The organism is Noviherbaspirillum soli (genome assembly GCF_015352955.1).
Lineage (GTDB): Bacteria > Pseudomonadota > Gammaproteobacteria > Burkholderiales > Burkholderiaceae_D > Noviherbaspirillum_A > Noviherbaspirillum_A soli.
In genome coordinates this window covers 1-16,078 of record NZ_JACYOX010000003.1, presented here as the reverse complement: position 1 = coordinate 16,078, position 16,078 = coordinate 1, and the positions used below count along the sequence as shown (strand labels likewise).

The window sequence follows — 16,078 nt, the reverse complement described above, 5'->3', positions numbered from 1 at the left end:
GTTGCACGGGCCGGCGCACATCATGCCGGCTCTCTCGACATGCGAAGGAAATTCGGGATGCGACTCATGCGCCGGCATGGCCCGCTGCTGCTGTGGATGCCGCTGCAGCGCCGCGTTGAAGCCATTGCCAGCGCCTATTTCGCCGTGCCGGACGGCGCCGGCATCGACTTCAGCGCGCCCTCCGGCGAACCGGCGCTGGCTGCGCCCGATTCGGTTTCCTGGCAGGTTTTCAAGAATCCGCTGGCCCTGTTTGTCGGCGGCATTGCAGCGGTGCTGCTGGAACTGGCCGAGCCGCGTGTGCGCACCGGCGTCTGGCATGCCACCAGCTTCAGGAAGGAGCCTGCCAGGCGGCTGCGCAGCACCGGGCTTGCCGCCATGGTCACGGTCTATGGTCCGCGCAGTGGCGCGGAGGGAATGATCGCCGCCATCAACCGCCGCCATGCAACGATCCAGGGCGTCACGCCCGACGGCATCGCGTTCAGTGCGGCTCAGCCGGAATTGCTTGAATGGGTGCACGCCACCGCTTGCTATGGTTTTCTCGAGGCGTTCCATGCCTATGTCAGGCCGCTGGACGCGGCGCAGCGCGATCGCTTCCATGCCGAAGGACGCGCCTCGGCACTGCTGTACGGCGCCGTCGGCGCGCCAGCCAGCCAGCACCAGTGCGCGTCGATGATGCAGTCCATGCGCGGCATGCTCGAGCCTTCTCCGATCATTTTCGAGTTCCTCGGCGTCATGCAGGAGGCGCACCTGCTACCCGGCCCGCTGCGCATGGCCCAGGGCCTGCTGATCCGGGCCGCGGTGGAACTGCTGCCGGCCTGGGTCCGCGAAAGGCTTGGCCTCGACCGGCGCTGGCGCCTGCGGCCATGGGAACACAGGCTGCTGCGTCATGCCGGCGTCTTTGCCGACCGGCTGCTGCTGCGCAATTGCCCGCCTGCGCTCGCCTGCTGCCGCATGGGACTCCCCGAGGACTATCTTTACCGCCAGACTGGCCAGACCAATCAGCCTTGACGCACCACAGGAAAGCGCCGGCCGACCATGCTAGACTTTCCTGTCCGTCACCATCACGAGGCAATGCAATGGTCATCATGCGAATATCGCCGACTGAAGTCCAGGCAGGCGACATCATCTATGTTTTTGCCGACACGGCCGATGCGACCGAGTTTCAGGAATGCGTCGCCACCGTCGGCGTGAAATATTGTGAACTCGAAGTGCCGGCAGCCGACAAGCGCTACGCGCAGGCGGAAGACGACCGGCCCGATTCCGCCACTTCCCTTTCTTCCCACTAATGCCTGCCCCTGCCTCGTCGCCATGCACGGCGGCAGGGCAGGGCGCTCCTGCAGCTCGTTTCCTTCCTTAATACTTTCCTTAACACCCTCCTTTAATTTCCCATTAGCACGCTAGGGCAGCGTCGCCGGTGCGGATCGACCGGCGACACGGCGCGAATGCAAGCGGGGCAGGCTGCTTATGTAAGCAACGTTACAGACGAGCTCGATGCAGCCTTACACAATGCAGTCTTCCTAAACGCATACGAGCCTGAACATGAGTTTTGCTGCGTCTGCGGGCCGACATCGCTGGATACTGGATTCCATTGCTGTCTATGTCGACGACCATGCTGTTGCCCTTCAGGTCGTTGAAGCGGTAAAGCACCGTGCCGACGAGGGCGCGCGCATGGGCGTCTTCCAGCTCGACAACGGCAACAAGGTTGCATGGGTCCGGTTCGAGAACAAAAATCCCGGCGCGACTGACCATCACGACGGCGGGACCTCATGACCCTGACGACGGCGCTGCCGCAAACATGCGGCGAGATGGACGATTGCCCCGCGCTGGAAGACCGTATCGTGGTGCTGCGGGACAAGGGCATGACTTTCAAGGCAGTCGGCGAAGCGCTTGGCCTGACGCCGTCGCGCGCCCGTAACATCTATCTGCGCGCCCGTGGCCGCCGGGCCGGCAAGAAACCTGCATGGACCGACGGCCTGAACCAGCGGCTGGCCAATTGCCTGCGCTGGCTGGAATTCAACAGCCGCGAGGAAGTCGCGCAGGCGCTTCAAAGCGGCCATCTGCGCAGGCTGGCCGCCTGCGAGCGCAGCCTCAATGCCGCCGCCCTGGCTGAACTGGAGCAATGGCTGGCAGGCGACGAATGTGAACAGTCTGACAGGGCCGCCTCGGTATAGCCCGCCTGTCAACCATTTCATTGACGCAGTGATGCGCCATGACGCTGTCCGGCCCGGCTACAATACGCCGGCATTGCCGTATAAAAACTACCAATGGAGACAGCATCATGACATCACTGCAAGGACAGGTAGCATGGGTTACCGGCGCCGCTTCGGGCATCGGGCTGGCCGGCGCGCAGGCGCTGGCGCAGGCGGGCGCGACGGTCGTCATGTCGGGTCGGCGCCGCGAGGCGTTGCAGGCCCAGGCCGACGCCATCAACGCCGCCGGCGGCCGCGCTGAAGTGGAAGTGCTCGACGTCAGCGACGCCGAGGCGGTCGGCACGGTTGCCCAGGCCATCCTTGGCCGCCATGGCAAGGTCGATATTCTGGTCAACAGTGCCGGCCTGAATGTGCCCGCCCGCTTCTGGAGCAACCAGACGACTGCCGGCTGGAACGAAGTCATCCGCGTCAACCTCGATGGCAGCTATTACTGCATCGCCGCGGTGCTGCCCGCCATGCGCGCCAGGAAGTCCGGCCTGGTGATCAATATCTCCTCCTGGTCCGGGAAATACGACACCTACATGACTGGCCCGGCCTACAACGCCGCCAAGCATGGCGTGGTCGCCATGACGGCCCATCTGAACCAGGAAGAATGCGTCAACGGCATCCGCGCCTGCGCAGTGTGCCCGGCCGAGGTCGCCACGCCCATCATGGAAAAGCGGCCGGTGCCGCCCTCGGCCGAGGACCGGGCCAGGATGCTGCAGCCGGACGACCTCGGCCGCACCATCCGCTTCATCGCCGAAATGCCGGCCCATGCCTGCATCAACGAGATCGTGATCAGTCCAACCTGGAACCGGATCGTGCTGGGCGCCTCCGATCTCAAGCGCGCCTGATCCCTGCGGCGGTCTTACTGCCTGGCCGGCGCATGCCGCGTGAGTTCGGCGCGCAGTTCGCGCAGCTTGGCCTTGACCACCGCTTCATTGTCCCTGCCCATGCGCACCATGATCTTGTGTCCGGCCGAAGCATTCTCCAGAGCCGGATCGGCAAACTTGTAGAGGATGTGCGGCTGCGTCAGCCTGACCGGGCCTTCCGGCTCGGGCGCCGCCAGCATATGGTCGATCACTGCCACGACGCGGTCATTGAAATAGGCCTTCGGATAGCCGAGTTCCTCGTAGGCTTTCTGGAACAGCGGATAAAAGCCGGCATAGATGCGCGCCACCTGGGCCGCGTTGGTGCGCCGCGCCAGTTCGACGTAAGGCAGATAGCGGGCAGAATTGGAAGGCGCGATCGCCAGGCCATCGGCGCTCTTCTTGACCAGGAAGGCGCCGCGCACCGGCCGGGTCGGCAGCAGCCGTGTGGCGATGGTTTCGCGCGGCAGGTTGTCCACGGTGACCACGATATGCCGGATGATGCTGTCCAGCCCGAACAGCTGCTGCACCGACTGGCGGCCGAAATAGTCGACCAGCGCATCGTTGACGGCCTTGTCGCTCTTGTCGAGCGGCGGCAAGGGCTGCGGCACCGCCTCGGTTTCGGGCGGCACCGGATAACGGATGGCCGGTTCGGCGGGCGGCGCCGGCGCTTGTGCCGCCACTGCAGGCGTAGGGGGCGTTTCTTCGGGACCGCCCCGCATCCTGGTGAGATAGAAAAAGCCTGCCACTGTCGCCACGCCGACAATGACGGCGACGCCACTGGTGAGATTCCATTTCATTTGCTTCCCCCTGACTGGTCGCGGCATGCGGGCCGCGACTATTCGATGGCGGGCAGGAAAGCTTGGTTCCGTAACGGATGAGATTCAGTACTGCCTCGCGGCAAGGAAGCCAGAAACCGTGTTCTAGCCAGGGCCGAACAGGCCATGTTCATCGAGGATGGCATAGCCCAGTTCGGGATGGCTTTCAAGGCAGCGGCGGATTGCCGCCGGAATAGCCTGCCGGGTCTTGCGGCACAGGCCGGGACGATCGCTCAGCTGGATCTGGAAACCGCGCATCGTGCGCACTTCATGCGTACCCGGCTCGATGCGCACATCCAGCCCAAGCAGCTGATCCATGCGTTGGACGATGCGCTTCAGGTCCTGATAGGTAGAAATGGCTTCGATCCGGGCCACCAGCCGTTTCTCCTCTTCCCTGGTGAGCTGCAGGATGCGCCTGTCGGCATGCGGATCGTCCAGCAGCCGGTCGCGGTCGCACTGGCAGGCGCCGGGAGGGCAGGGGTTGCGTATCGGGAAAACAGGCGCTTCTGACATGCTTCTCACATCCGTTGGCATCGCTTACCGAGCAGGCGAGTATCCACGGGCCGCCAGGCGGTGTCAAACCGTCCCTGAACCTAGCGCGTGCTGCGCTGCTCCCACCATTCCGGCTGGGCCGATACCACCTGGCCCGACTGCTGCAGCCGGTTGGCCAGTTCCAGCGCGGCCAGGCCGGGCGGCGACGACAGCACCAGCACATTGCCGCCTATAGGCAAGCGGCGCACTTCGGACAGCCGGTTTTCCTTCAGCCAGTCGGCCACCTGCTGCGCACTCCACGATGGATCCAGCCGCACGATCACATTGCCAGGCAAGGCGCGCATGGCGCCGCCTTCACTGTCGCGAAACACGGGTGACGCCGCGCCGTCCGCCGCCGCACGGGTTGCCGCCTGGTCCTGCTGGCGCCAGATGCGAACGCCGTTGCCACGCATGACCGGTTCACCGCCGCCTTCCGCCCGGTCGCCAAATTCCGCCACCACCGTGCTGTCGAGCCGCAGCTGGCGCGGCTTGCCGCCGTCATACCAGACATAGTTGCCAGGGGCGGCCTTGACCTGGGCGCAGGCCTGGGTGGCGAAAGTGGCCAGCATCAGAATGGCCGCATACCGGGAAAGCTTCATCATCGCTGCTCCTGTCTCTTCTCTTCTCTTCTCTTCTCGTGTCGTGTCGTGTCGTGTCGTGTCGTCTGTCCGTTCTTTTGCGCGCCGATCAGCGCTCAGTGGCCATAGACCGTCAGCTGCCAGCTGTCGACATTACCGACATCATCAACCGCGCCATCCTTCACGCTGATCTTCCAGACGCCGTCCGCGGCTTCATCGAGCAGGTGGGCAATGCCAAAGCGCCAGCCGTCATAGGGCACGCAGCGGCCATCGCATAAATGGGTGTCGGCCAGCACCAGCTCGGTGCCGGAGGGCGAGGTGAGCACGATGCGCAAGTCGCCCGAATAAGGGTGGCTGGCGGCATTGAACACCAGGTCCACCCACTCGATTTTCGCGATGTTGCTGCCAGCGACCGTCAGGGTGCTCGACACGCCGGTCGGCGCATTGTCGGGTATCGGCAGGTTCACCGCCTGCGACGGCGATCGGTACACCTTCTGCGGCGGCAGATTGACCCAGCCGCGGGCCGCATCCACCGCAGCCTTGGCATCGACGGCGCCAAAGCCATAGGCTTCGCTGATGCGGCGCCCGGCGCCGTTGGTCTTCCAGGAAGCGTCGGCCGGATCGGTCTGGCGCGCGCTCCGGGCCAGCGCCGCGCGGGCATCGCGCCAGCCCAGCGCCGGATTGGCCTGCAGCATCAGCGCCATCACCCCGGATACCGAGGGAACCGCCGCCGATGTGCCATTCATGCAGCGGGTGTAATCGGCATCGCCGAGTTCGGGACTGCCCGCGCCGGTGTTGTAGCCTTTTGCGCCGGACAGGTCGGTGGTGATGATGGCCAGGCTGTTGGCGCAGGGCTCGCCGCCTGGCGCGCTGACCCAGACATTGGCGCCCGGTTCGGAGTAGGAAGCCCGCCGCCCTTGCGCACTGAGCGCGCCGACCGCGATCACACCCCGATAGCTGGCATAGCCGTCGTAGGTCGAACGTTCGTTGAAACCGCTGGTATAGCCATTGCCGGCGGCCCAGACGTAGATCGTGCCCAGGCCGTTGCGGCCGCTGGCAAGCCCGAATTCGATCGCATCGCGCCATAGCGAGTTGGCGTCGCCGAGCTGGCCATTGCCATCCGCCGGACCCCAGCTGTTGTTGGAAATAGCTACATCCCCGGCCTGAAAGGCCATCGCATCGGCCTCGTTGCTATTGGTGCTGGCCTGCAGCAGGGCATAGCCCGTCAGCGTCGCGCGCGGCGCCACGCCGCGTCCGCCCAGGCCATTGTTGTCGCGCGCGGCGACGATGCCGGCCACCGCCGTGCCATGCGCATTCTCGCGGTCGGTCTGCGCCGGCGTCGGGTCGCCATTCGACGGTGCCGCGGTCAGCGAGTACACCCGGCCGGCAAGCGAGGTCGAGACATTCGGCTGGAGATCGCGGTGCGCGATTTCCACGCCCCGGTCGACCACGGCAATCGCAACGCCTTCTCCCTTGCATTTGCCGTTATCGCTGCAGCTGTTCCATACCGGTTCGACATTCACATCCTGGCCAGCCGTGGCCGCCGGTCCCACCCCGGCTGTCTGGCCGGTATTTTTCAGGTGCCACTGGCTGGCATATAGCGGATCGGGCTGGTTGCCGGCGGCCGTATCTGGGTTGGAGGCCGGTCCGGCAACTGCCGGCGCAGCAGGCGTTGCGCCCTGCGCCGCGTTATCGCCGCCACCACCGCCGCCACCGCCGCAGGCGGTGAGCATGCTCAGGGCGAGCGCCGAGATGATCCATGTCGAAGTTCCTGCCATAGCCGCACCCGAAAACAGGCGCCTTGCGCCGGGAAAAAGTTGGACTGACAACGCGGCGAAAGTTCAGTACGGCGCCGGGGTTTCGCCATCGCATGACCGGACCGGCCTGCCGGCGCCGTTGCTGCTGCGATGAATGGTGACCGGATTGACAAGCACTGCCGCTTGCCTTTAAGGTCTGGCGGCCTGAAGCATTCATTAAAAGGGAAACCGAATATGGAACAGCGTGCGAAAGCGGTGATCTGCCGTGAAATCAATCAACCAGTGACGGTAGAGGAAATCATCGTCGAGCCGCCACGCCACGGCGAGGTCATGATCAAGCTGGCTGCCTGCGGCGTCTGCCACAGCGACCTGTCGGCCACCAACGGCACCATTCCGTTTCCGCCGCCAGTGGTACTGGGACATGAAGGCGCCGGTCGCATCGTGGCAGTGGGCGAAGGCGTATCCGATTACAAGGTTGGCGACCATGTCGTCAGTTCCTTCGTCAGCATGTGCGGCAAATGCCGCTACTGCCAGACCGGCCGGCCGCAGCTGTGCGACCAGGCGGCCAAGGCGGCCATCAGCCTGCCTGACGGCACCACCCGCGTCCGCGACCTGGCGGGCAACCGTCTGCATGTCTTTTCCGGCTGCGGCGTGATGGCCGAATACGCCACGCTGCACATCGATAATGTCGTCAAGGTCGACCAGCAGATGCCGCTCGACAAGGCGGCCTTGATCGGCTGCGGCGTCATGACCGGCTACGGCGCCGCCGTCAACACCGCGCGCGTGGATGCGGGGTCGGTCACGGTCATCTTTGGCTGCGGCGGCGTTGGCCTGAATGCGATCCAGGGATGCGCCATTGCCGGCGCCCGGATGATCGTCGCCGTCGACACGTCCGACGCCAAGCTGGAAGCAGCCCGGCAATTTGGCGCGACGCATGTCGTCAACAGCGCCGGCCAGGAGAACGTGGTCAAGGCCATCCTGAAGCTGACCGAGGGGGGCGCCGACTATGCCTTCGAATGCGTTGGTCTGGGCGAGATCGCAGCCCAGGCATATGGCGTCCTGCGCAAGGGCGGCACCGCGGTGGTGGTGGGCGTGGCGGGGCAGAAGGACATCACCTCGATACGCACCGCAACACTGACCTTCGGCGAAAAGACCCTGACCGGCAGCTACTTCGGCTCGGCCCGGCCGCGCGAGGACTTCCCGCGTCTGATTGGTCTTTACCGCAACCACAGGCTGAAGCTCGATGAGCTGATCAGCCGCACCTACACGATCGATGAAGCGCCGCAGGCCTTCGCCGACATGCAGGCCGGCCGCAATGCCGCGCGCGGCGTCATCGTCTTCGAATGACGCCCGGCGGCGGCGTCGCGTCTACTTTGCCGCCGCGCAGGCGCCGATGCCAGCGGGGCTGGGCGCGCCGACAAAGCTGCAGCCGGCGATGCCCTTGCCATCATTGACGAACATCTCGTAGCGCCCGGCGCCTTTCTTCGAGCCGGCATGCTGGATCAGATAGCCGCCATCGGTGTAGTCGGGAATGCCCTGGTAATCAGCGGCCTTGAAGCGATCGGGAGGATCGATGGCCTGGTCTTTCTTGTCCAACGGAGCAAGGTCGGCTGAAACGATGCCCATGTACACGTCATTCGATGTGCCGGACCTCGACTTCTTGATGGGCTCGTCGTTATAGGAAAAGAATACGGCGCCCAGATTGCCTACCGGCGTTGAATTGGCCACCACGTATTGCCATTCATGATTGAACCAGAACGGCTTGAAGCGATCATTCTGGTGTTCGCCGGTTTCCCCGATCAGGAATGGCTTCCGGTACTTTTCAGTCACGCCCTTGATGTCGCTATAGAAGAGTTTGTGATAAGCATCGATATCGCCGTTGCTGGGATTTTTCCGGTAGATATTCACAGTCAGAAAGTCCATCAGCGGAAACTTTTCCATCAATGGGCTTTCACCATTCTGGTTGTTTGCCATCACCCAGTCCGGCGGGTTGTCATTGTGGGCATAGGTCACCAGTGCGCCAGGGCAGGTCGCCTTGACGATCTCCATCGTTTGCTGGATACGGCTCGCATCTTCCTGATCTTGGATAGGCGTAACTTCATTGCCTGCGGTATAAGCCAGTATGGCCGGATGCTGGACTTTTCCAGGACAGGTCTCGCTCACAATTGCCTGCACCAGTTCTTTCTTGAAGCCGCCTGGCGTTTCGCGCGCGAGGTAATTGGACAGGGCCGGGTAAATCACGTACATGCCGCGCTCGGCGACTGCATCAAGAAAGGGTAGATGATTCTTCCCGGCCGGGTTGACGTTATAAAGCCGCAGCGTATTGACCCCCATCTTTTTCATCGTGTCCAGATCGCGCTTCCACTTATCCTGGATTGCCGTGTTGTAGGCAGAGTTGGCAGAGGTACCGAGGATGAGCGTACCAACCAGGTCGTCATCCGCGCAGGGAGATTGCCAGTCGTTTGGCGCATACTGATTCGCCGGTCCGCAAAGCCAGGCGCCCTGGCTATAATTCCAGCCGTATTGGCTCTTGGTTTGCATTGCGTTTCCCGGAAAGCCCAGCGGTTCGGGCGCATAAGCCATGCCGCGGATAAAGAAGGGTTTGCCATTTACGCGCAGTTGCAGGTCTTCCCCGATATACGGTTTTGAATCCGCCGCATAAGCGGAGGCATGAGTGATCAGTAAAGCGGCGACGCATAACACAGTGGACTTGGTCAAGGTATTCTCCCGGCAATCATCTTGTAAAAATTGGCCGTTCGCCATTTGATTGCCAAGAACGAACCGAAAACGAATCAAGCGGTTTGCCAGTGTGGCGCGGCCAGTTGCAAGTTGTCCGGACGAGGCAATGCTGCCCGGATTGCTTCAGATGCGTAACCAGGCGGAGAAGGTCGTTCCGCTGGGGAAATGAATGCGTTACATCGACGCCATCAGGAAAGTCTGTCGGAGCAATGCAGACCAGAGCAATGCCAGTCGCCTGCCAGCAGCGTGCCCGGCAAAACCTACAGCGAAGCCGCAGCCCGTGCAGCCTGCTCGTACAGACCGGACAGCACGCGCAGGAAGCGCGCCAGCTCGCTGAGTTCGAAGCCCTCGGTGCCGCTTCCAGTCAGCCCGGACACCAGTACCTGCTCGCGGATCTCGTGATAACGCTGGCATAGCGCCTGACCTTTCTCGTTCGTCGAATAAAGCACCTCCTTGCCGCGCTTTTCCGTCTTCACCAACCCCAGGCCCTGCAGTTTTTTAAGGGAGTAATTAACGACATGGGTGTCTTCGATATTCAGGATGAAGGCAATGTCGGCCAGCTTCTTTTCACGTGCCCGATGATTGATATGGTGCAGCACCAGCACATCGGTGATGGTCATGTCCGTCACGCCGGCAGCCGTCATGCAGCGTACGGCCCAACGGTTGAATGCATTGCTGGCGATGATCATGCCGAATTCGAACTCGCTCAATTCGGCGCTGCGTCCGGAAGCGAGATGAGCGGACGAGACGATCGGTGTTTTAACGGCCGGGGCCAACTCCGCCGGCGTACTGTCGCCAGCGCCTGTCTTGTCACCTGCAGCAATTTTTTCCTTGGGCATGATTCCTGACTCCTGTTTGTTCAACCCTTTTGTTGAGTAAGCCAACTTGACTGGACCTGCCGTCCGCACGCATCGAGACCGGCTCAAAAATTCTTGTTTTTAACCCGCTGGCACTGCCTCGACAAATGAATCATCAGTCGTGCCTTTCTCATGTAACAGCCCGCGCAAACCAGCATTTATCCATCCGGCAGCAGGCCTGATCGAAGTTGGTGGGTACATCCAAAAATGAAAGGTGAGACATTATGTGAACCTGATATTTCTGCCACCGACGCAATTATTCCTCCCATATTAAACAAATAAATCAGATATTAACAAACAATATTTATCGATAAAGTATATGAAAAATCATGTACGTCTTGTCTGTGTAAAGATAATATTGCGAAAAAATTTAGACCACACCCTGAAAAGCAGCGACGTCCCGGGTGCCCGCCTCGCAAAGCGCTGGCATGCATGACACCCACTTCTTCCATCAACGGTACGAGAGGAATGCATATGAGCGAAAAAAGCAGGGCAAAGGACGTGTCCGACAAGCGCTGGGAGTTCTGGATCGATCGTGGCGGCACGTTCACCGACATCGTCGCCCGCCGGCCGGATGGGGTACTGCTGACCCACAAGCTGCTTTCCGAGAATCCGGAGCAATACAACGATGCCGCGGTCGCTGGCATCAGAAAGCTGCTCGGACTCGCTTCCGATGATCCGATTTCCCCGGCGCAAGTGGATGCGGTCAAGATGGGCACCACGGTCGCCACCAACGCGCTGCTGGAGCGCAAGGGCGAGCCGATGATTCTGCTGATCACACGCGGTTTTCGCGACGCGCTGCGCATTGCCTATCAAAACCGGCCACGTCTTTTCGACCGGCACATCGTGCTGCCGGAGCTGTTATACCGGGAGGCCATTGAAGTCGAGGAGAGAATCGACGCTCAGGGTGCGGTTGTCACGCCGTTGAATGAAGCGGCGGTGCGTTGCGATCTCGAAGCCGCCTACGCCAAGGGCTACCGGGCTGCAGCTGTCGTGCTGATGCATGGCTACCGATATCAGCATCACGAAGCACGGGTAGAAGCGATTGCGCGGGAAATCGGTTTTACCCAGGTGTCCGTATCACACAAGGTGAGTCCATTGATGAAGCTGGTGTCGCGCGGCGATACGACCGTCGTGGACGCCTATCTTTCCCCGATCCTGCGCCGCTATGTGGGCCAGGTTGCCAGTCAGATGAATGGCGTCAGGCTGCTGTTCATGCAGAGCAATGGCGGGCTGACCGACGCCCATCGTTTCCAGGGCAAGGACTCGATCCTGTCGGGCCCGGCGGGCGGCATCGTCGGGATGGTGCGCACCGCGGAAACTGCCGGCTTCGACCGCATCATCGGCTTCGACATGGGCGGCACCTCCACCGATGTCTCGCATTATGCTGGCCAGTTTGAGCGTGAATTCGAGACACAGGTTGCCGGCGTACGAATGCGCGCACCCATGATGAGCATCCATACGGTCGCCGCCGGCGGCGGCTCGGTCCTGCATTTCGACGGCACCCGACTGCGCGTCGGACCCGACAGCGCGGGCGCCAATCCCGGGCCTTCTTGTTACCGCCGCGGCGGTCCCCTGACCGTCACCGACTGCAACGTCATGCTGGGCAAGATCCAGCCCGCCTACTTCCCCGCAGTCTTCGGACCGAAGGCCGATCAGCCGCTGGACCGGGAAGTAGTGGTCCGGAAGTTCACCGTGCTGGCGGAGGAAATTTTCCAGGCAACCGGCATGCGGCGAACGCCGGAAGAAGTCGCAGAGGGCTATATCGAAATCGCCATCGGCAACATGGCCAATGCGATCAAGTTCATTTCAGTACAGCGTGGTCACGACATTACCGATTACACCCTGACCACCTTCGGCGGCGCGGGCGGGCAACATGCCTGCCTGACCGCAGACGCGCTGGGCATGAGTCGTGTATTCGCCCATCCAATGGCTGGCGTGCTGTCTGCTTATGGCATGGGGCTGGCGGACCAGGCGGCAATGCGGGAGCGGGCGATGGAAGTCAATCTGGAGCCTGCGCAAATGGAGGCGATCGCTACAGAACTGTCTGCTCTTGGTCATCAGACGACCGAGGAACTGCTTGGCCAAGGCGTTGAAGCGGAGCGTATCCGCATCGTCGAACGGGTCCATTTGCGTTATGCAGGAAGTGATTCGGTCATCATCGTCAGTTTCGGCCCGCTGAAAATGATGAAAGCCCAGTTCGAGGATGCTTACCGCAAGCGTTACTCTTTCCTGATGGAGGGCAAAGGCCTTGTAGTAGAGGCTGTTTCGGTGGAAGCCATTGGGGCGTCGGACGCAGCAACGGCTGCGCCGGAAATCCTGCAGCAGCGCGCCAGCGCCCTCGAACCTGCCGGCAATGTGCGCATGTTTTCCTGCGGCGCCTGGCATCAGACACGACTTTACCGCCGCGAGGACATGCGCCCCGGCGATGTCGTGCATGGTCCCGCTATCGTCGCGGAAAAGAACGCGACCAACATCGTCGAGCCTGGCTGGTCAGTCGAGGTCACTTCCCTCGACCATCTCGTCATGACGAGAACGCAGGCGCGGCCAGTGAGACGCGCAATTGGTACCGAGGCCGATCCGGTCATGCTGGAAGTATTCAACAACCTCTTCATGAGCATCGCCGAGCAGATGGGCTTGAGGCTGCAGAATACGGCAGTGTCCGTCAATATCAAGGAAAGGCTGGACTTTTCCTGCGCGCTGTTTGACGCGCAGGGCAACCTGATCGCAAACGCGCCGCATATTCCGGTGCACCTTGGCTCCATGGGCGAGAGCATCAAGACCATCATTCGCAAGAATGCCGCCATCATGCGCCAGGGCGACGTGTACATGCTCAATGATCCTTACAACGGCGGCACCCATCTGCCGGACATCACGGTGATCACGCCGGCATTCGATGCGTCGGGCCGGGACGTGCTGTTCTATGTCGCTTCACGCGGTCATCATGCAGATATCGGCGGTATTACGCCTGGGTCGATGCCGCCAGACAGCATCGAGGTCGAACAGGAGGGCGTGCTGATCAATAATTTCCAACTCGTCAGGGAAGGACGTTTGCTGGAACAGGAAACGATTGCCTTGCTGTCTTCCGGTCGCTACCCCGCGCGCAATATTCAACAGAATCTTGCGGACTTGCAGGCCCAGGTAGCGGCCAATCAAAAAGGAGTTGATGAACTGTTGAAGATGGTAGGCCATTTCGGGCTGGAGGTCGTCCGTGCCTACATGGGCCATGTGCAGGACAATGCGGAAGAGGCGGTGCGTCGCGTCGTAACGGCGCTCAAGGACTCCAGCTATGAATACCGGTTGGACAACGGTGCTGTCATCAAGGTGGCAATCCGGGTAAATCATGCAGAACGCACCGCAGACATCGACTTCACCGGCACATCGCCGCAGTTGCCAAACAACTTCAACGCGCCAAGCGCGATCTGCATGGCTGCGGTGCTTTATGTCTTCCGTACCCTGGTTGACGACGACATTCCCTTGAACGCCGGTTGTCTCAAGCCCCTGAATGTCATTATTCCGGAAGGCTCCATGCTCAATCCACGCTATCCGGCTGCTGTCGTATCCGGCAATGTGGAAACATCGAGCTGCATCACAAATGCCTTGTATGGCGCGCTGGGCGTGATGGCGTCGTCGCCAGGAACAATGAACAATTTCACGTTTGGAAACGACAAGCATCAATATTACGAAACCATTTCGGGCGGATCCGGTGCGGGTGATGGCTTCGATGGAACCGACGTGGTGCAGACGCACATGACCAATTCCCGTCTTACCGACCCGGAAATTCTCGAGTGGCGCTACCCGGTCCGGCTGGATAGCTACGAAATCAAGCCTGGCTCTGGTGGCCGGGGGCGATGGCACGGTGGAAATGGAGGCGTCCGCAGGATACGCTTTCTCGAACAGATGACTGCATCCATTCTGTCCAACAACCGCATCGTGCCTCCCTTCGGCACTGATTGCGGTGAACCCGGGTCATGCGGACGCAACAGCGTGATCCGATCAGACGGGCGGACCGAGGAACTGGGTTTTGTCGCCAGTGTAGAGATGCATCCGGGAGATGTATTTGTCATTGAAACGCCGGGCGGTGGCGGTTACGGCAAGGCTGATTAACTGATTCGGCTCATGCTCGCCTCCACTGACAGGGGCGCATGAGCCGCTCGACGGCGAGCAGCATTGTGTACGACAATGGCTGGTCGGGTAGATATCGGTAATTGCTCGATGCAGTTGATGTGTTTCGGGGCAAATCAAGAATACTCACACCGGAGGCATGACATGACTCATCTCGCTTTGAAATCAAGGACAGCTCTTATTGCAACCGCCATACTGCTGTCAGCCTGTTCTGCGTTGCCTGGCACAGGCGGTGGCATCGTTGAAAAGACCAGTGCCCCATTAACCGGCGCACAGGAAGTGCCTCCGGTCTCGACTGCCGCGTCGGGACGAAGCACAATTACCGTGGCGGCCGATCGAACCGTAAGCGGTTCCGTCATCGTGACGGGCATGGAAGGAATGGCAGCGCATATTCACCAGGGGGCTGCAGGGACCAATGGCCCCGTGATCATTCCGCTTGCCAAGGCATCTGCAACGACGTTCGCGGTGCCCGCTGGCTCACGATTAAGCGACGCTCAATATGCCGCATATATGAACGGTGGCCTCTACGTCAACGTCCATAGTGCCGCCCATCCAGGCGGCGAAGTGCGGATGCAAATAAAACCGTGATGTGAACGCGCCCGCCAACTTCGCGCATCAACAAGAGGTTAGCGGGCAGCTTTTCCCAAAGCCGGGCCGCTCGGCCAGCCTGGCGACTGCAGGCTGCTGCAGTAATCCGATTCTTCCTTTTCGTCTGCAGGGAGGCGTCCGCGACGATTGGCAATCTGCTTTCCATAGCATTCCGCGGCAGTAAGCGCATCGGTACGCGTGCCGAATTTCTTGCTCACGGCATGGCTTTTATCGCGGACGAAAGCATTCCCGTCGCCTACCTTGTGCAGGAAGTGCACGATGCCTTCAAAGGAATGAGGAGCCACCTTTCTGGCTTCGCAATAAAAGAACTGACCGGCTTCTTCGAGCAGCATCTTGATTATCATGGTGGACTCCCTTGTTATGGGAAATTATCGTAGCATCAATAAAATTGCAATAAAGACAATTTTGCGATTTGTTTGACAATAAGCAATGTTACGAAATGCTGAACTCGCCAGGGCCAATACGTTTATCTCGGCTATTGGCTAGCAAGCGGAAAATTCCTTGATAAGCGGCTCAGAAGCGGCTCAGATCACTTCGCTCTAATCTTGGTAGCCCTGAAGAATGAATGAACAAATGGGGCTGCGTGAAAAAATGTATGTCCCACCCCTTGCATTCCAAAACCGGGCTTTGCTATAGTTCGCCTCCCGCCGCAGAACAGCGCGGCGGGGGCGGAAAAAGGCAGCATGCTGGTCCGGTTTTTTTGAAGCGAAGCGAAAAAAAACTGTTGACGCCAAACAGCAAAAGCCACATAATCTCGCCTCTCTGCTGCTGACGAACACAACGCTTCGCAGCAGCCGGCAAGTCCCCCGGGACGGCTGGCAGCAGACTGAATTGCCCGGTTCTTTAACAACCAACAACCGATAAGTGTGGGCACTTGACGAAGTGCGCCGGCGGCAACGCCGGATGCTCAACTATTAAGCAAGTGCTCACAACAAAGAAGTAGAACGATTCGCAAGAATCGGTCTGTCAGTATTTTGAGTGAGCGACGGTTCTTCGGAACCTGCCA

General features: G+C 60.8%; 15 protein-coding genes. 8 read left to right on the top strand and 7 right to left on the bottom strand.

The window, feature by feature from the left end; all coding sequences use genetic code 11:
* Positions 1-57: 57 nt before the first annotated feature.
* From IGW04_RS04145 to IGW04_RS04125, 5 genes are all read left to right on the top strand, one after another.
* A complete protein-coding gene (locus IGW04_RS04145; protein WP_228526843.1) occupies positions 58-1,008 on the top strand; it encodes an oxygenase MpaB family protein in 951 nt (316 codons plus the stop codon).
* Positions 1,009-1,076: 68 nt separating this feature from the next.
* Entirely contained in the window at positions 1,077-1,286 is a 210-nt protein-coding gene (locus IGW04_RS04140; RefSeq protein ID WP_194711782.1) for a hypothetical protein, read from the top strand.
* Positions 1,287-1,539: 253 nt separating this feature from the next.
* Positions 1,540-1,770 carry a hypothetical protein gene (locus tag IGW04_RS04135; RefSeq protein WP_194711781.1) on the top strand — a complete coding sequence of 77 codons (231 nt, stop codon included), beginning with the start codon at positions 1,540-1,542 and terminating at the stop codon, positions 1,768-1,770.
* A complete protein-coding gene (locus IGW04_RS04130; RefSeq protein ID WP_194711780.1) occupies positions 1,767-2,171 on the top strand; it encodes a hypothetical protein in 405 nt (134 codons plus the stop codon). The genes IGW04_RS04135 and IGW04_RS04130 overlap by 4 nt, the downstream gene beginning before the upstream one ends.
* Before the next feature lie 107 nt (positions 2,172-2,278).
* Entirely contained in the window at positions 2,279-3,043 is a 765-nt protein-coding gene (locus tag IGW04_RS04125) for an SDR family oxidoreductase (protein WP_194711779.1), read from the top strand.
* A gap of 14 nt (positions 3,044-3,057) precedes the next feature.
* Here the strand turns inward: IGW04_RS04125 and IGW04_RS04120 are convergent, their stop codons facing one another.
* From IGW04_RS04120 to IGW04_RS04105, 4 genes are all read right to left on the bottom strand, one after another.
* The gene (locus tag IGW04_RS04120) at positions 3,058-3,858 is read right to left on the bottom strand and encodes a DUF3014 domain-containing protein (RefSeq protein WP_194711778.1); all 801 of its coding nucleotides are present in this window, start codon (positions 3,856-3,858) and stop codon (positions 3,058-3,060) included.
* A gap of 123 nt (positions 3,859-3,981) precedes the next feature.
* The gene (locus IGW04_RS04115) at positions 3,982-4,389 is read right to left on the bottom strand and encodes a hypothetical protein (protein WP_194711777.1); all 408 of its coding nucleotides are present in this window, start codon (positions 4,387-4,389) and stop codon (positions 3,982-3,984) included.
* 80 nt (positions 4,390-4,469) lie between these two features.
* Positions 4,470-5,009: a hypothetical protein gene (locus IGW04_RS04110; RefSeq protein WP_194711776.1), complete on the bottom strand. Its 540-nt coding sequence runs from the start codon at positions 5,007-5,009 to the stop codon at positions 4,470-4,472.
* Positions 5,010-5,101: 92 nt separating this feature from the next.
* Entirely contained in the window at positions 5,102-6,763 is a 1,662-nt protein-coding gene (locus IGW04_RS04105; RefSeq protein ID WP_194711775.1) for a S8 family serine peptidase, read from the bottom strand.
* 213 nt (positions 6,764-6,976) lie between these two features.
* On the opposite strand from IGW04_RS04105, the gene IGW04_RS04100 reads away from it, so the two are divergent.
* Positions 6,977-8,089, top strand: coding sequence for a zinc-binding dehydrogenase (locus IGW04_RS04100; RefSeq protein ID WP_194711774.1), 1,113 nt, complete (start codon positions 6,977-6,979; stop codon positions 8,087-8,089).
* 21 nt (positions 8,090-8,110) lie between these two features.
* Here IGW04_RS04100 and IGW04_RS04095 read toward each other — a convergent pair whose 3' ends face one another.
* Both IGW04_RS04095 and IGW04_RS04090 read right to left on the bottom strand, forming a co-directional pair.
* A complete protein-coding gene (locus IGW04_RS04095; RefSeq protein WP_194711773.1) occupies positions 8,111-9,460 on the bottom strand; it encodes a glycoside hydrolase 5 family protein in 1,350 nt (449 codons plus the stop codon).
* Between the two features lie 281 nt (positions 9,461-9,741).
* Positions 9,742-10,320, bottom strand: a complete 579-nt coding sequence (locus tag IGW04_RS04090; protein ID WP_194711772.1) for a winged helix DNA-binding protein — start codon at positions 10,318-10,320, stop codon at positions 9,742-9,744.
* Positions 10,321-10,812: 492 nt separating this feature from the next.
* Between IGW04_RS04090 and IGW04_RS04085 the strand changes: the two genes are divergently transcribed.
* Both IGW04_RS04085 and IGW04_RS04080 read left to right on the top strand, forming a co-directional pair.
* On the top strand, positions 10,813-14,445 hold the full coding sequence (locus tag IGW04_RS04085) for a hydantoinase B/oxoprolinase family protein (RefSeq protein WP_194711771.1): 3,633 nt from the start codon (positions 10,813-10,815) through the stop codon (positions 14,443-14,445).
* Between the two features lie 162 nt (positions 14,446-14,607).
* A complete protein-coding gene (locus IGW04_RS04080) occupies positions 14,608-15,051 on the top strand; it encodes a CHRD domain-containing protein (protein ID WP_194711770.1) in 444 nt (147 codons plus the stop codon).
* Positions 15,052-15,089: 38 nt separating this feature from the next.
* Here IGW04_RS04080 and IGW04_RS04075 read toward each other — a convergent pair whose 3' ends face one another.
* Positions 15,090-15,416 carry a hypothetical protein gene (locus IGW04_RS04075; protein WP_194711769.1) on the bottom strand — a complete coding sequence of 109 codons (327 nt, stop codon included), beginning with the start codon at positions 15,414-15,416 and terminating at the stop codon, positions 15,090-15,092.
* Between the last annotated feature and the right edge of the window lie 662 nt (positions 15,417-16,078).

Bases quoted from the DNA above. Each gene is read 5' to 3' on its own strand.
- IGW04_RS04145 (WP_228526843.1), top strand. From the start codon at position 58: ATGCGACTCATGCGCCGGCATGGCCCGCTGCTGCTGTGGATGCCGCTG.
- IGW04_RS04140 (WP_194711782.1), top strand. From the start codon at position 1,077: ATGGTCATCATGCGAATATCGCCGACTGAAGTCCAGGCAGGCGACATC.
- IGW04_RS04135 (WP_194711781.1), top strand. From the start codon at position 1,540: ATGAGTTTTGCTGCGTCTGCGGGCCGACATCGCTGGATACTGGATTCC.
- IGW04_RS04130 (WP_194711780.1), top strand. From the start codon at position 1,767: ATGACCCTGACGACGGCGCTGCCGCAAACATGCGGCGAGATGGACGAT.
- IGW04_RS04125 (WP_194711779.1), top strand. From the start codon at position 2,279: ATGACATCACTGCAAGGACAGGTAGCATGGGTTACCGGCGCCGCTTCG.
- IGW04_RS04120 (WP_194711778.1), bottom strand. From the start codon at position 3,858: ATGAAATGGAATCTCACCAGTGGCGTCGCCGTCATTGTCGGCGTGGCG.
- IGW04_RS04115 (WP_194711777.1), bottom strand. From the start codon at position 4,389: ATGTCAGAAGCGCCTGTTTTCCCGATACGCAACCCCTGCCCTCCCGGC.
- IGW04_RS04110 (WP_194711776.1), bottom strand. From the start codon at position 5,009: ATGATGAAGCTTTCCCGGTATGCGGCCATTCTGATGCTGGCCACTTTC.
- IGW04_RS04105 (WP_194711775.1), bottom strand. From the start codon at position 6,763: ATGGCAGGAACTTCGACATGGATCATCTCGGCGCTCGCCCTGAGCATG.
- IGW04_RS04100 (WP_194711774.1), top strand. From the start codon at position 6,977: ATGGAACAGCGTGCGAAAGCGGTGATCTGCCGTGAAATCAATCAACCA.
- IGW04_RS04090 (WP_194711772.1), bottom strand. From the start codon at position 10,320: ATGCCCAAGGAAAAAATTGCTGCAGGTGACAAGACAGGCGCTGGCGAC.
- IGW04_RS04085 (WP_194711771.1), top strand. From the start codon at position 10,813: ATGAGCGAAAAAAGCAGGGCAAAGGACGTGTCCGACAAGCGCTGGGAG.
- IGW04_RS04080 (WP_194711770.1), top strand. From the start codon at position 14,608: ATGACTCATCTCGCTTTGAAATCAAGGACAGCTCTTATTGCAACCGCC.
- IGW04_RS04075 (WP_194711769.1), bottom strand. From the start codon at position 15,416: ATGATAATCAAGATGCTGCTCGAAGAAGCCGGTCAGTTCTTTTATTGC.